Genomic DNA, 15,202 nt, shown 5'->3' on the forward strand with positions numbered 1-15,202 from the left:
AAAAAAGCGCGCAGTATTGCTACTGCGCGCTTTTTACCGAATTTCTAATCTATTAAAAATAACAGATTAGAAAGTTGCACGGACACTCAAGGCGTAACGACGGTCAGTGGTGAAGCTTAACGCATCAGTTTCTAAGCCTTCCTGGTTCATCTGATACCTGGTTTTTGTTTCAGTATCCAGCAAATTGCTGCCTTCGATACCGACTTTCCAGTTATCGTTGATGGTGTAGTACAAGCTCGCATCCATCATGCCTGACGCCTCGGCGTAAACAGGTGCGAAGTCCTCAGACTCGCGCAACGTCAACAGGTACTCAGAGCGCCATGTGTACGCAAGACGGAATGAGATATCGTTGTATTCATACATACCCACAATATTCAGGTTTTCGTCAGAGTAACCTTGTAACGGCAAACCGCTAAATACACGGAAGGTATTGCGCTCATCAACAATCGGCTCACCAGCGGCGTTAAAGCGAGTGGTCGGCGCTATCGCACCATTAGGATCTTCCAGATCATTTTGGTCAATGTAGGTATAGTTAAACTGCAAACCTAAACCACTCCAGGCACCTGGCAACATATCGTAGAACTGCGAGTAGGAGAACTCCACACCACGGATCGTACCCGACCCGGTATTCGCCGGACCATAGGCAGAAACAATGTTCTCTTCACCCTCGTGAGTGAAGCCTAGATCAAATTGTCTGTTACGGATGATGTTATCCAGGTCTTTGTGGAACAAGCCAACACTCATTGAGCCCGCCGGAGCGAAGTACCATTCAGTGCTCAAATCGAAGTTGACTGACTCTTCCGGTTCCAGATAGGGGTTACTGGCCTGAGCGGTCAGAGACACACTTTCGATACCAATAACCGGGTTGGTGGTCTCTTCTTCCGGCAGAGACTCATCTTGAAGCAGCGGATCAACATCCAGGCCGAGGATCACCCGGTTGCGAGTATCCACCAGGCTTGGGTAATACAAACCTTTGGATACACCGAAGCGAACTACTACATCATCAGTAATGCCAAAGGTCAGGTTCAAGCTCGGTAAAACCGTATCGTAGTCTGTACCGTCAACCGTACTTAATTGCGCCTCACCACCAGCAAGGTTATAAACGCTCGGGTATTCGGCTAGCAGGGCTGCGGCCGTTTGCGCATTACCGCGACTGGTTTCGGGCGGCAACACCGTATAACCGGTAGATTCCAGCTTATAGTTAACATAGCGAAGACCAACATTACCTTTAACAGGTACGGCAAGATCCGCAAACTCGAAATCACCACGCAGGTAAAATTCTGTACGCTCCTCGTTCGATTCGCTTATATCATACGGCGCAAAATGAGTACCGTTACGACTTGCCATATCTTCATAAGGAATGGCACAGCCGCCGCTCCCGTCCGCAGCGTTACCGTTAACATCACCCACGGTAGACCAACCAGCTGCACAACCGTCGCGCAGTGTTTGGGCGTAGTTTTTTACCAAATCGACGCGAGGGAACAGGAAGCTCTGTAGATCACCCTGTAGGACTTCGCCGTTATAGAAATCTGAGAAGTCAATTCTTTCGTACAGTTCAGGATGGTTTACCGCAGCTGACGCAGGACGTTGATCATTAACCCAAGGGGTGGCAATGGCTGACCAGCCAGCATACTCGGTATCACGCACTGTCAGTGTTTTATCGGAGTAATAAACACCGCTTTTAACAGCAGTGACGACACCATCCAGGGCATATTCCACATCAATTTTAAAGCTGTCTAATTTAGCAGTATTGAGTTCTTCCTGTTGCATGCCCGAACCGATAAACACTTCCGGTTCCAGAGCGCCTTCATTGATCCAGCCGGTAAAATCCGTATTATTCAAGTACTCGATAGTGGGGAGATCGCCACGCAAATCGAGGAAGAAGGGTAACAGCGTACCCGAAGCAGCTGCGCCGCCGCGCGTCTGACCGGACAAACTGTAGTTATGAACTAATTTTTCAGAATCAATGTGCTGATAATCAAGGCCGATTGTCAGGCGATCATTAGGCCTTAAGGTCAGATTGAACGACGTATCTTCAACCGTATTTTCGGTGTAGTTCCAACGAGTGATATAAAAGAGTGGTACTTCAGCATTGCTGCTTACACCCACACCCGACGTCAAGTGATTATTGGCATCGAAGGTTCTGGGACGCCCCTCACCCGGTTGATCCAGCCAATCATGCGAACTCCCCATAAAGCTTTTGAAGCCTTGGGCAGCGTGACCGACACGGCGCTCATCATACTCCAACGAGGCTTTGGAGTTGATATGCTCCAGAGTGGCAACAATGGTTTCATCGGTGTTAGCCCACTGTAGCGAGGTGGTAAAACCGGTACGCTCGCGGTCATTCTCAGCGGTACTCATATGATACTGAGAAGGCGTGTACCAAGTTACCCCCTCCGGTTGACCCGTAAGCCCTGTGCCTTCATAAGGCGCATCAGCAGCAGAATATTGGATACCATCAGGGTACCCCAGGTTATCGCAATTACGCCAATCAGAGGAGTTTGGAACACAAGGGTGTGAGTAAGTGCCGGGCGTAATACCTACTTGAGGAGTACCCCATTCATCATAAACGGTGGTTGTATCAACCCCGCGCGACTGGAAGTTACCCAATCCAACACCGTCACCACGAGTTTTATATTCGGAATGCGAACCTGCAAGCAAGAAACCAAAATTACCCGCACTCGTTTCCCAACTATCTGAGAAAAGTGCAGAGAACGACGGCGTAACTTCTTCACGAAAATCGCCATAGTTGGCTTTTGCATTGAATGAAATAATTTGTTCATCAGAATCAAACGGCTTACGGGTAATCAGATTAACAGTACCCGCAATACCACCAGAGATCAGGTCGGCAGTCTGGTTTTTAACAACTTCCACTGCACCCAATAATTCTGCGGGAAAATCCTCGTAGCTCAGGCCACCCCAAGGGTTCGCACTGAATGCATCGCGACCGTTAATTTCTGAACGAACACGATCAAGACCGCGCACCAATACGCCAGTACCTTCATCGGCATAGTGCTTGGGGTCATCAGAAGAGGCAAAGCGTTCAATCGTCACACCGGGCACACGTTGCAATGCTTCGGTTACTGATTTATCGGGCAGTGCACCGATATCAGTGGCGGTGATCACGTCTTTGACGGTGTCAGCATTTCGTTTCAGGTCCTGGGCGCTTTCGATACTGCTGCGCATTCCCATAACCACAATTTCATCAACGACTTCTGCTTCTTGAGCGAATGTCATTGCCGGAGCCAAACCGGCGACTGCGGAGCAGACAGCCAGGTTGAGCAGGTTTTTTTTAAATTGCATAGCCATAGTTGGTCCTATAAATCTAACTTTTTTAATAATTGCTCTCAGTCATTCGACCAAGGCGCCCCCAAACTTTCTGTCAGACCTTAGTGTTACCCGCCGCTACGATTGGAAACATTTAACAGTGGGCGGTGACAAACAGAGCTTCATGAAAACGAAAACTTTGTCATCACAATCACTTCTTGTAGTTTTACCCCCTAACGGACAACGTTGTCAACAGGAATATTGCGACGCTATGGAACGGCTTTGCGAGTGAATGGTCGCATCAAATCCCTTGAATTAGCGTAGTTTGTATGAGGCTATATGCAAATTAATTTTAGGATGTGGAAATTTTAATGAAGAAATAGTTTGTCAAACGGACAACGTTGTAACTTGGTGCAAAAAAAGCGTAAGCGCACTCTCTACAAGCAGTGTTACCAACTGCAACGAATGAAGTTGAAAACAAACTAATTGCTGCCTATGAAAAAAGAAGATTACAAATATAGTAAGCACTCGACGTGCTTCAAAAAGAGACATTCGAGATAATGTTGTACGAGTTTGGTGCACCACTCTTTTTGGTCGATGCACCTTAACGAAACCCTATCAGCAACCTCAATCGGGTAGGTTGAGTCGATTTTTTATACTGGAAAATGCTTCCGCATGGTTTCGCCATTGACCTATGGATGAGGTAAAGATGGGTTGGCGAACCTGGCTGTTGCTGGCACTGTAGACAGGGCGTTTATTGTTATAGAAATCCAGGCATGCCGGGTTCCATGGCAGGCCGATAAAATCGAGCAGACGGCGTGTTTCAGTTTCCGGGTCGGTAACGAGGCTTTCATAACGCACATCAATGATGTTGGCCGGAAACAGCGTTTTCCAGTGAGCCATCACCTGGGCGTAGGCCTCGTAAGTATCGGCCAGTTCGTCAAGGTCGTAAGTGAATCGGAGCCCTTTGTCGAACAACTGTTTGTAGCAGCCGAACATATTGTCCAGCGGGTCTCGGGTGCAGTGAATTATTTTTGCATTGGGTAAAGCCAGATGAATTACGCCTAAGGCTTTGTAGTTCATCAGCATTTTGTCGGTGAAGTGTTTTGTTTTTTGTAAGCGCTGCGTCAATGCCAGATATTCTATGCCAATCTGTTTCCAGTCCTCTGCGTTGAAGTGCGTCGTCCATAAGGGATAACGTAAATTCATTACTTTGGTTTGCAGAACACTGGCAACGGCCCTGGATAAAGCCATCAATTCTTCACCACCGGTTACATCGGGGTGACTGGAAATAATCTGCTCAACCAATGTGGTACCGGAGCGTGGCAGGCCGCAGATGAAAATCGGTGCCGCCGTTTTCAAATTAGATTGCTGATCGTGAAATAATGACGGGGCGAAGTATTGCGGAATATCTTTTAGTTCTTTTATCGCAGCCGCGTGGTTGTATGTCAGGGACTGGCGCTTGAGTCGGGAACCGATTGTCAGGTAGTAAAAACTTCTCTCGAAGTCCTCCAGCCGTTCCAATCCATGCGCCAGGGCATAAGAGAGATAAATCCTATCTTCATCCTTCAAATGCGCACGGCTATACAAAGCCTCCATTTCAGCCACTTCTCCGGATGAAATAGTTTTATATAAATCCGCTCTGTTCCAATAGGCTGGAGCAAAGTCCGATTGCTGCGCGATACAGCGATTAAAAATCGTTAAGGCTTCATCCAATTCACCGGCTTCCTTTTTCAGAACACCCAGATGATTAAGTAAACGCACATCATCCGGTCTCACACCCAAGGCACCTTCCGCCGCCTGAATCGCACCGGCGTGGTTTCCCAATCGGTGCATTGCCTGGCTCAGGCTCATATAGGCAGGGATGTGTTGTGGTGACTCCTTGATCCAGCGGCGGCATAAACCGACCTGATCGTCATGTCGTGACGCCTGCTCCAGAAGGTCAACATAGACGGCGTATGCTTCATTGAAACCGGGCTGCTGCTTAAGAAGTTGGTAGATAAAAATTTCTGCTTCACGACGGCCTTCCGCGACAGCCTTTTCTGCCAAACTGAAAGCCTGGTGTAACGGCATTCGCACAGCCCTACCCTGCTCAGATAACCTGAATAATATGAGTTGCTGCCAATCCATTACCGAAGACTGCTTCATCAGTGACGGGCTTATTGTGCTGAATCAGCGTGATAACGCTGGATTTCATCATCAATTATCTTTAGCAAGCTGTGTTTACCTTGCACATCCTGGGACATCTCCCAAATCATCACCCCCGCCCCTTCTTTCAACGCGAGACGAGTCTTTTTACGAATGGTAGGTTTGCCGTTGTAGGTAATGTAACTGCAACCTGTACAGGCTTTGCCGACGAGATCCAACGCCGTTGCGTCTGTACCAAATTGGGCGAGGATATCTTTGTAAGCATAATCGGACCGAAAGCGACCAAAGCCGTATCCATAAAAAGGTACACCTAATACCAGTTTGTCTTTTGTTAATCCACGCGCTTTCCAGATAGCGATGTGCCCGGCAGCCTGGTCATAACTGGAATGTTCAATACCGGGGGTACCCCAACTCGGACCGATCGCGTCGTAAGACATCAGATTGACGAAGTCAAAATACGGCAAGGAATCAACGGGAACCATCCCACCGTCATAGGATGCAGTAGCGCAGGTCAAAAGCTTGTTGCGTTTCTTAAGTTCGACCGACAATGCCTGAATAAAAGGGGTGTAATTGCCAGCGTTGTCTATCGACGTTAGCAGCGCACCTTCCAGGTCGATATCCAATCCATCGAGCTTGAACTGTTCCACATAGTCGACAAGATTCTGGATCAGCTGTTTACGATTTTTGGGCTCCAGCTGTGTCATCCAGTCTCCCGAGCACGCGGGAATGACACCGCCACCTACCGAGGCGAGCACCTGAACCTTCGCTTGATGTGCTTTATCAACAAGATAATGAATGTCTTCAACCGGTGTGCTTTCACCATCGACGCCTGGCATACAACGCATATGTCCATCGGCAACCAATTGGCCTTGCACATCAGGATTCAGGAAAGCGATGTTGATGTGGGTCAGCTTGCTGAGGTCTGTTGTATCAACTGTTGCCGTGAGGTTTTTGAAACTTGGCATATAGCCAATGACCCGCACATCCGCCGATCCATGCAGCGGTATCACCATACTTGCCACCAAGCCCAGTGTTCTTATGATCATTTTTATCATGTACAGCCTCCGAGGTAACCGCCTTCGAGAAAAACTTTCTGGTGGCCATAGCCCCACCAGTGCGTCTGCGAGAAACCATAACATCAGAATCAAGCGGCTCGCCAGACGCAGCCGAAACTAGAACCTCGAAAACCGAAAGTATTACCTGCGCGATAGAACAGCCTGAGGCGGAAGAGCAAGCTAATTGAGGTATTGCTGACGATAATGGCTGGGCGTGACCCCGACATTCTTTTTGAAGGCCTGATTGAACACCGATTTGCTGTTAAAGCCGCAGTTCTTCATGATCTCGCTGATGGAAAGGTCACGGTATTGCGGATCGGCTAATTGTTTCTTCGCTTCATCAAGGCGATAGGAACCAATCATCTCGAAAAAATTCTTGTGCAACTGACTGTTGATGGTACTCGACAACAGCTTGGGGGATACCTGTAGGCGTTGCGCCAAACGTTCGACGGTTATCGTGGGCTCAAGATAGGGCCTCTGGGTCTCCATATACTGCAGCAACTTATCCAGCAACTGCTGCTGATGAGGCACATCGATCACCGGCGCATCGCTGATGGTGTGCTCAACCTGAATCTCGGCAAAGCCTTTCGAGTTTTGCAACAGGTACACAATCAATACACTAACGTAAATAAACCGGATGTAACTCTCCGCTATACCCATAGGGCTATCAAAGCCCAGGTTTGTAAAACGTGATTCCAGCAAGGTCAGCACAACCCAGGCATTCACACAAAGAAAGCCAATCAATAACAGCTTGAGCCACTGCAGATCCACCTGGTTGAGCGAAAAGTGGGTACTTTTCAGACGGCGCACATAGCGATACAACTGCAACACACACAACACGCTGTAGAAAAAAACCGTCAAACGCTGCGCCCATACCAGGCCTTCGAAGTAAGGGTCCGAGGTAACCAATGACCAGTCATAAACATAGCGCAGCTTCGCGTCATGATCATACTGGTGATAAATCGCATACACATAAAAGGGATAAGCCAGTGCAGGAATCAAATGCAGTGCGTCATAAGCCTTCAAGGAAAAATTGCGATAGATGGCGGCGCGGGTAAACCAATACAACAAGGGACCTTGCAGGAAAAAAGCAAAACCGAACAAAAAGAAAAAATCAGTAGAGACGGAAGATAAGAAGGTGCGGATGTTGATGTTCCAGTACATCAAGGTATCAACAGCGAGGAAGACACTGAGCATAAAAAACGCAGCCAGCAACATCCAGTAACGCTTTTTAATCCTCCCTTCGTGACGCTGACACGCCAATAACAATGCCAGCACCAACGACAGAAAGCCGCCGAAGATAACGGTAATATCATTAATATTAAACAGCGTTAGTTCAATCATCACTCTCTTCCAGTAACGGCAGGTTAAATAATACCTCCCGCGCGCAATGCCTGAATGTCTGCTTCTTCCAATTGCAAAAGGTCGCGCAACACATGGTCGGTATGACTACCCACGGCTGCACCCGGCCAGTCGGTGCGCCCTGGTGTGCGCTCAAGTTTGGGGAGTATGGCAGGAATTTTTAGCGGCTTGCCATTGATTTCAACCTGCTCAAAAAGCCCGCGCGCATTGAAGTGCGGATCGGCAACCATATCTTCCACATTATAAATAGGCCCACCAGGCACCCTTGCCTGCTCCAACAATGCAAGAATATCTTCCGAGTCGTGACGCGCACACCAGTCTGCCAGGGCTTGATCGATGATTTTTTCATGGGCAACGCGACCGGCATTGTTGGCCATACGCGGGTCAGTTGCCATCTCCGGGTGACCGGCGATTTGCATCAACCGTTGAAAGATAGAATCGCCGTTACCACCGATCACGACATACTTACCATTGCGACAGCGATAGGTGTTGGTCGGAACAATACCGGTCACGGTTGTCCCGGACGCTTGTCGTACCACACCTGCGCCATCATATTCCGGCACAACGGCTTCCATCAGGTTAAACATGGCTTCATACAAGGCAACATCAATCACCTGTCCGGTGTGCTCCTCGGAACGCTCCCGTTCGAGTAACGCCAAGGTGATTCCCAGAGCGGCATGAATGCCGGCAATGGTATCCCCGATACTCAAGTTGGGGCGAACTGGCGCATCCCCCGGAAAACCATTCACGTATCGAAAACCGCTGATACCTTCACACACAGACGCAAAGCCGGGTTTATTTGCATAGGGTCCATCCTGTCCGTAACCGGAGATGCGCGCATACACCAGGCCGGGATTCTTTTCCTTGCAGTCTGCCGGCCCCAGGCCCCAGTCTTCCATGACACCAGGGCGGAAATTTTCAATAACCACATCCGCACCGTCGATCAACTGCTTCGCCAGTTTGCGCCCGGCATCCTGTTTCAAATCCAGTGTCACACTTTTTTTATTGCGGCCCAGGCTGCGCCACCAGAGTGATGTCCCCTCTTCAACGACTCGCCACCCACGAATAGGATCGCCGGTTTTTGGTGGCTCAATCTTGATCACTTCCGCACCGAAATAAGCTAGCATACAACCGGCAAAAGGCCCTGCCAGCAGTTGACCCATTTCAATCACGCGAATGCCGTCGAGCGGACGGCGAGAGGTTGTTGTCATAATGAAGCGTCCGGAAAATTTTTATTGTTGATTGAACAACACAATCTTGCCGATGTGTTGACTCGACTCCATTAATCGATGTGCCGCAGCGGCTTGCGCCAATGGAAAGTTTACCGCAATTACAGGTTTGATATTGTTACTTTCGATTAACGGCCACACGAATTCAAATAACTCGCGCGCAATTGTGTCTTTTACAGCCGGTGATTGTGCGCGCAAGGTGGAGCCTGTCAAGGTGAGCCGTTTTAGCATCACCGGCATAAAATCCACGGTGGCTTTACTGCCCTTGAGATAGGCAATGTTGACGATCCGACCGTCATGGGCAGCGGCGGCGATATTGCGTTGAATATAATCACCGCCCACCATATCGAGAATCACATCGACACCGCGTCCATTCGTCAATTGTTTGATGTCATCAACAAAATCTGCGCCGCGATAATTGATCGCTTTACTGGCCCCCAATTGCTCGCAAGCCGCGCATTTTTCCTCGCTACCGGCGGTTGCAAAAACCTGGATACCTTTTGCATAAGCCAGTTGAATCGCCGTGGTGCCAATACCGCTGCTGCCACCGTGTACCAATAATGTTTCGCCTTCCTTCAAGCGCGCACGCTGAAACAGGTTGTGCCATACCGTAAAAAACGTTTCCGGTATGGCAGCGGCTTCCTGCAGCGACAACGACGCAGGAATGGGCAGACATTGTGCTTCGGGTGCGAGTGCATATTCTGCATAACCCCCGCCGTTTACCAGCGCGCAAACCGTGTCGCCCACCGCCCATTGGGTCACACCTTCGCCACACGCAACTATTTCACCAGCAACTTCCAAACCCAATACAGGCGATGCACCCCGAGGCGCCGGATACATACCCTGACGCTGCAAAATATCCGGGCGATTAACACCCGCAGCAGCAACACGAATCAATACCTCGCCAGCGGTCGGGGTGGGCGCGGGCATATCGCTTAACTGTAAAACATCGGCATCGCCGGGGTTTTGGAAATGAATATATTTCATGGCAGTGTTGAATTATATTAGTTAGGCGGTTGAGGTGTCGGATTACGCCGTTGGCTAATCCGACCTACAGTTCGTTAGGGTTCGAGGCGTTCGATGGACCAACTATTATCGGCTTGACGGGTGTATTGGAAACGGTCGTGCAGACGGTGGGCGCCGCCTTGCCAGAATTCAATTTGCTGCGGTTTAACGCGATAACCGCCCCAGAAATCCGGCAAGGGAATTTCACCTTTACCAAATTTATTTTTCATGGCCTCAAATTGTTGCAGCAACAATGCACGCGACGAAATGGGTCGGCTTTGTTGTGAAGCCCAAGCCGCTAACTGACTGTCGCGCGGGCGACTGACAAAATATTTAAACGACTCGGCTGTAGAAAGCGGCTCGGCAAGGCCGCAGACTTTCACCTGGCGCTCAAGACAATGCCAGGGAAAATGTAAACTGATACGCGGATTCTGTTTTAATTCCTGCGCTTTGCGGCTGCGCAGATTCGTGTAAAACACAAACCCGCGCTGATCGAGGCCTTTCAATAAAACGATACGTTGGGAGGGCTGGCCATCAGCATCAACGGTTGCCACTGTCATGGCATTGGGGTCGGGAATATTTGTGGCGATAATCTGAGTCATCCATCGCTCAAACTGTTCAATCGGATCATCGGCTAATTGATCGCGATGCAAGCCACCCTTGAGATATTCACGGCGCAAATTTTCCAGATTGACATCCATTACTTACCTGCCTCACTCTGAATGAAGCCAGCATAGTAATCGCCTTGCCCGGCAAATTCCAATCGGTGCCGCACAGAGACTTGCTCTGTTTCAGTGAAAATTATCACGCCCAATAAAAAAGGGCGCACCTTTTAAAAAAGGGCGCACCCTTGCAAGTGCGCCCAAAGGCTCGTCGATAGAACAGGGGTCAGGCAGTCAGCGCGGCTTTTACCATCGCAGCGTATTCAGGGTCGGCCTTATTCAAGTAAGCCAGCATCCGCTCCTGGATAGAAGCATTAGCCTGGGATAAACCGCCTGCAATGTTGTTGGCCAACTGGCGCTTCTGATCCGCATTCATTACCCGGAACAGGTCGCCCGCCTGGGAGTAGTAATCCACGTCCGATTGGTCATAGGTGGTCACCGCACCTTTAGACAAATGCAGCGGTGGTTCACGGTAGGCCGGATTCGGCGCCGGATCACCCTGCTCTGCCCGATCATTCGGATAATAATTCGCACCGCTGGTCTGGATCTGGCTGCCGTTACTCATGGGGCAGCCGGCCATAAAGCCGTCCCGCTGGTAATGGTGCACCGGGCAACGGGGCGCGTTTACCGGGATTTGATTAACGTTTACACCCACGCGGTAGCGGTGTGCGTCCTGGTAGGCCAACAACCGGGCCTGCAACATCTTGTCCGGCGAAGCACCGGTTCCCGGCACCAGATTGCTCGGTGCAAAGGCAGCTTGTTCGGTTTCGGCAAAGTAATTCTGCACATTGCGGTTCAATTCCAACTGACCGATCTCAATCAAGGGGTAATCCTTGTAAGGCCAGACTTTGGTCAAATCAAAGGGGTTCAAGTGATACTTTTCTGCATCAGTATCCGGCATGATCTGGATCTTTACGGCCCAGCTCGGGAAATCTCCACGATCAATCGCATCCACCAAATCTTTCTGCGCACCGAAGGGCGGTAACGTGCTCGCTTCTTCATCGGTCAGGGTTTTAATACCCTGGTTGGTTTTAAAGTGCCATTTCACCCAGTAACGCTCACCTTTGGCATTCCACAGGCTCAAGGTGTGCGAGCCAAAGCCATGCATGTGACGGTAAGACGCCGGAATACCGCGATCAGACATCAGGATGGTCATCTGATGCAAAGATTGTGGGTGGTTGGCCCAGAATTCAAAGGCCGCTGCCGGGTCGGGCAAGTTGGTGCGCGGGTTTTTCTTCTGCGAGTGAATAAAATCCGGAAATTTGATCGGATCATTCAGGAAGAACACCGGCGTGTTGTTGCCCACGATGTCGTAATTGCCTTGACGGGTGTAAAACTTCACCGCAAAGCCGCGCGGGTCACGGGCGTAATCGCTGGAATCCTGGCCACCACCTACGGTGGAAAAACGCAGGAATACCTCAGTTTTCTCGCCGACCTTCTGCAAAAAGTCCGCGATGCTGTAGTCGCTCAAACTCCTGGTCAGCGTAAACTGGCCGTAGGCACCGGTCCCCCGGGCATGCACCACCCGCTCCGGAATACGTTCGCGGTTAAAGTGCGCGAGCTTTTCAAATAAATAGTGATTGTCAAAGGTCAATGGTCCACGCTCACCCACGCTGATGCTGTTGTTGTCATCGGCTACGGGAGCGCCTGACGAGGTCGTTAAGGTCGTTTTACTCATGGTCATATCCTTACGGTTGCCTGGATTGATGGATTCATAGGAGTCGCCTGCATTGCTAAACAGAGTTGTGTCTGACGAACTCATCCTACGGCTTGGGTTGTATTTATAAAAATTAATAATAAGTATCGTTTAGATAGTTTTTGCTGATGAATGCTTGCGAGTGATTGCCAACAGAAAAGGTATAGCGGCTCGCTGATCGCAAGGCAAAAGCGAAGTCAATCTTTATACGAGGCCAGGGAAAGAAAAGTGAAAATATTGATCTGAAGCACATGGATAAGGATACACTTGCGCTTATCCAGCTACACTTGATGACAGAGCCATACTATAATCATGGCGTGCAATTCATCACCATTGCGGTGCGGTAATAGAAGCTTTCCATGACAGATAATAACCAATTGATTACAGGCGTGATCCTCGCCGGAGGCCTCGCCAAACGCATGGGAGGCGGGGATAAATGTCTTTTGCCCCTCGGTGGAAAAACGCTTCTGCAACGCAGTATTGAGCGCGCTCAACCCCAGGTCAGTGAACTTATTCTTAATGCCAATGGCAACAGCCTGCGCTTTGCGCGCAGCCGCTTGCCCGTTATTGCCGATCTGTTCGCCAATTTCCCCGGCCCACTTGCCGGCATCCACGCTGCGTTAACCTTTATGGACGAACGCAATCCGAATAACGAATGGCTCGCCAGTTTCGCCTGTGATACACCCTTTTTTCCGCGAGACATGGTGCAACAACTGTTGGCTGCAGCCGGGGATTCACGACTGGTCGTCGCCCGCTCCAATGGTCGCGTGCATCCGATATTTGCGCTGTGGCACGCCTCCATGCTGGGCAAAGTGGAACAGCGACTGCAAAAAGGCGATGCACCCCGTCTACAGGAGTGGATAGAGGATTTTGCTCCCGTATATGTAGATTTTTCCTCTGCGAGCTACGATCCTTTTTTTAATATCAATACGCCGCAAGACTTGTACAGCGCAGAAGCGCAATTGATCCACGTTCAGTAACGGCAATGCCATTGCCGGTCAACTTCTGACTGACATGCCCCATTAATTCCGTTAAAATCGCGCCCGTTTTTATCTGCCTGCCACTGGCATCCGTTTTCGAAAGAGATTTTATTCATGCCGGCTGTTACTCCGCCCTGAGTTGTTCTGCACTGCCCTCTCTTGTCATCGCTCGGTTATACGCCGCGCGTATTGTCTTTTGTCATTCTAAAAATCTGATCGCTGCCTGACGCTCCGCTGCGTCGAGTTTTCCTCCGCCACGCATGATTTGCGCCGCCGGGCTTTGAACCGATTTAATTCATTTTCTGGATGTTGTATGTCTACTGCTTTATCAAATACCTGGTTTTCTAATATCCGTGGTGATCTGCTCGCCGGTATTGTGGTTGCTCTGGCCCTGATTCCCGAAGCTATCGCATTTTCTATCATCGCTGGCGTCGACCCTAAAGTCGGTCTTTATGCCTCGTTCTGTATTGCGGTGGTTACCGCCTTTGTCGGTGGCCGTCCCGGCATGATTTCAGCCGCTACCGGTGCCATGGCCCTGGTGATGGTGACGCTGGTGAAGGAACATGGACTGCAATACTTACTCGCCGCCACGTTGTTGACCGGCGTATTACAAATTATCGCGGGCTTATTAAAATTGGGCAGTCTGATGCGCTTCGTTTCCCGCTCGGTTGTTACGGGGTTTGTAAACGCGCTGGCCATCCTGATCTTTCTCGCGCAGTTACCAGAGATTACCGGTGAGAACGCAACTCTGCCGGTCTACATCATGCTGGCGGCCGGGCTGGTTATTATTTACGGCTTTCCTTACGTCACCAAAGCCGTTCCGTCACCCTTGGTATGCATTGTCGTGCTCACGGGTGTCGCCATGTACATGGGGCTGGATATCCGTAGCGTGGGCGACATGGGTGAACTGCCCGATAGCCTGCCGGTATTTTTACTGCCCGATGTACCGCTCACCTGGGAAACCCTCACCATCATCTTTCCCTTTTCAATGACCCTCGCAGTGGTGGGCTTGCTGGAATCCATGATGACCGCCACCATTGTCGATGATCTGACCGATACATCGAGTAATAAAAACCGTGAGTGTGTCGGTCAGGGTGTGGCGAATATCGGTTCCGGTTTGCTGGGTGGCATGGCCGGTTGTGCGATGATCGGACAATCGGTGATCAATGTAAAATCCGGCGGACGTCAGCGGCTATCTACCTTCACCGCTGGCGTGCTGTTGTTGATCATGGTGGTTTTTCTGGATGAATGGGTTGCCCGGATTCCTATGGCCGCATTGGTCGCGGTGATGATTATGGTATCCATCGGCACCTTCAGCTGGTCATCTGTCAGCAATTTGCGCAAGCACCCCAAAAGCTCCAGCATTGTGATGGTCGCCACCGTTATCGTTGTGGTTATGACCCATGATCTGGCGCAAGGTGTGTTAGTGGGGGTTTTGCTGAGCGCCTTGTTTTTTGCACGCAAGGTGGGCGATATCCTGTATGTCGGTTCCTGCCTGTCGGAAGATGGCAGCCACAGGACTTATCAGATCATCGGGCAAGTATTTTTTACCTCGGCTGAACAATTCGTCAGCGGTTTTGATTTTAAGGAAGCCATTGATAACGTCACCATCGATTTACATCGCGCGCATTTTTGGGATATCACCGCAATCAGCGCGCTGGACAAAGTCGTTATAAAATTTCGCCGGGAAGGCACTGACGTCGAAATCACTGGTCTGAATGAAGCCAGCGCGACGCTAGTTGACCGTTTCGCTGTCCACGATAAGCCCGACGCAGTTGAACGCCTGATGGGTCATTAA

Annotated in this window: 10 protein-coding genes; 2 read left to right on the plus strand and 8 right to left on the minus strand. The window is 50.1% G+C overall.

What is annotated here, in order from left to right:
* Window positions 1-66: 66 nt before the first annotated feature.
* The 8 genes from CBR65_RS07565 to CBR65_RS07600 form a co-directional block, all read right to left on the minus strand.
* Window positions 67-3,309, minus strand: coding sequence for a TonB-dependent receptor (locus tag CBR65_RS07565; RefSeq protein ID WP_232461383.1), 3,243 nt, complete (start codon window positions 3,307-3,309; stop codon window positions 67-69).
* 585 nt (window positions 3,310-3,894) lie between these two features.
* Window positions 3,895-5,340, minus strand: a complete 1,446-nt coding sequence (locus tag CBR65_RS07570) for a sulfotransferase (protein WP_157672010.1) — start codon at window positions 5,338-5,340, stop codon at window positions 3,895-3,897.
* An 86-nt stretch (window positions 5,341-5,426) separates the two neighbouring features.
* Window positions 5,427-6,470 carry a glycosyl hydrolase family 18 protein gene (locus CBR65_RS07575; RefSeq protein ID WP_087466295.1) on the minus strand — a complete coding sequence of 348 codons (1,044 nt, stop codon included), beginning with the start codon at window positions 6,468-6,470 and terminating at the stop codon, window positions 5,427-5,429.
* Between the two features lie 180 nt (window positions 6,471-6,650).
* Window positions 6,651-7,814 (minus strand): AraC family transcriptional regulator, encoded by a 1,164-nt coding sequence (locus tag CBR65_RS07580; protein ID WP_087466296.1) that lies wholly within the window; start codon window positions 7,812-7,814, stop codon window positions 6,651-6,653.
* A gap of 23 nt (window positions 7,815-7,837) precedes the next feature.
* Window positions 7,838-9,043, minus strand: coding sequence for a CaiB/BaiF CoA-transferase family protein (locus CBR65_RS07585; protein WP_087466297.1), 1,206 nt, complete (start codon window positions 9,041-9,043; stop codon window positions 7,838-7,840).
* Between the two features lie 21 nt (window positions 9,044-9,064).
* Window positions 9,065-10,048, minus strand: a complete 984-nt coding sequence (locus CBR65_RS07590; RefSeq protein WP_087466298.1) for an NAD(P)H-quinone oxidoreductase — start codon at window positions 10,046-10,048, stop codon at window positions 9,065-9,067.
* 74 nt (window positions 10,049-10,122) lie between these two features.
* On the minus strand, window positions 10,123-10,767 hold the full coding sequence (gene pdxH / locus CBR65_RS07595; protein ID WP_087466299.1) for a pyridoxamine 5'-phosphate oxidase: 645 nt from the start codon (window positions 10,765-10,767) through the stop codon (window positions 10,123-10,125).
* A 187-nt stretch (window positions 10,768-10,954) separates the two neighbouring features.
* Window positions 10,955-12,406, minus strand: a complete 1,452-nt coding sequence (locus CBR65_RS07600) for a catalase (protein WP_087466300.1) — start codon at window positions 12,404-12,406, stop codon at window positions 10,955-10,957.
* A 377-nt stretch (window positions 12,407-12,783) separates the two neighbouring features.
* On the opposite strand from CBR65_RS07600, the gene mobA reads away from it, so the two are divergent.
* The gene (mobA, locus tag CBR65_RS07605) at window positions 12,784-13,404 is read left to right on the plus strand and encodes a molybdenum cofactor guanylyltransferase MobA (RefSeq protein ID WP_087466301.1); all 621 of its coding nucleotides are present in this window, start codon (window positions 12,784-12,786) and stop codon (window positions 13,402-13,404) included.
* 313 nt (window positions 13,405-13,717) lie between these two features.
* The gene (locus CBR65_RS07610) at window positions 13,718-15,202 is read left to right on the plus strand and encodes a SulP family inorganic anion transporter (RefSeq protein ID WP_087466302.1); all 1,485 of its coding nucleotides are present in this window, start codon (window positions 13,718-13,720) and stop codon (window positions 15,200-15,202) included.

The organism is Cellvibrio sp. PSBB006, assembly GCF_002162135.1.
Lineage (GTDB): Bacteria > Pseudomonadota > Gammaproteobacteria > Pseudomonadales > Cellvibrionaceae > Cellvibrio.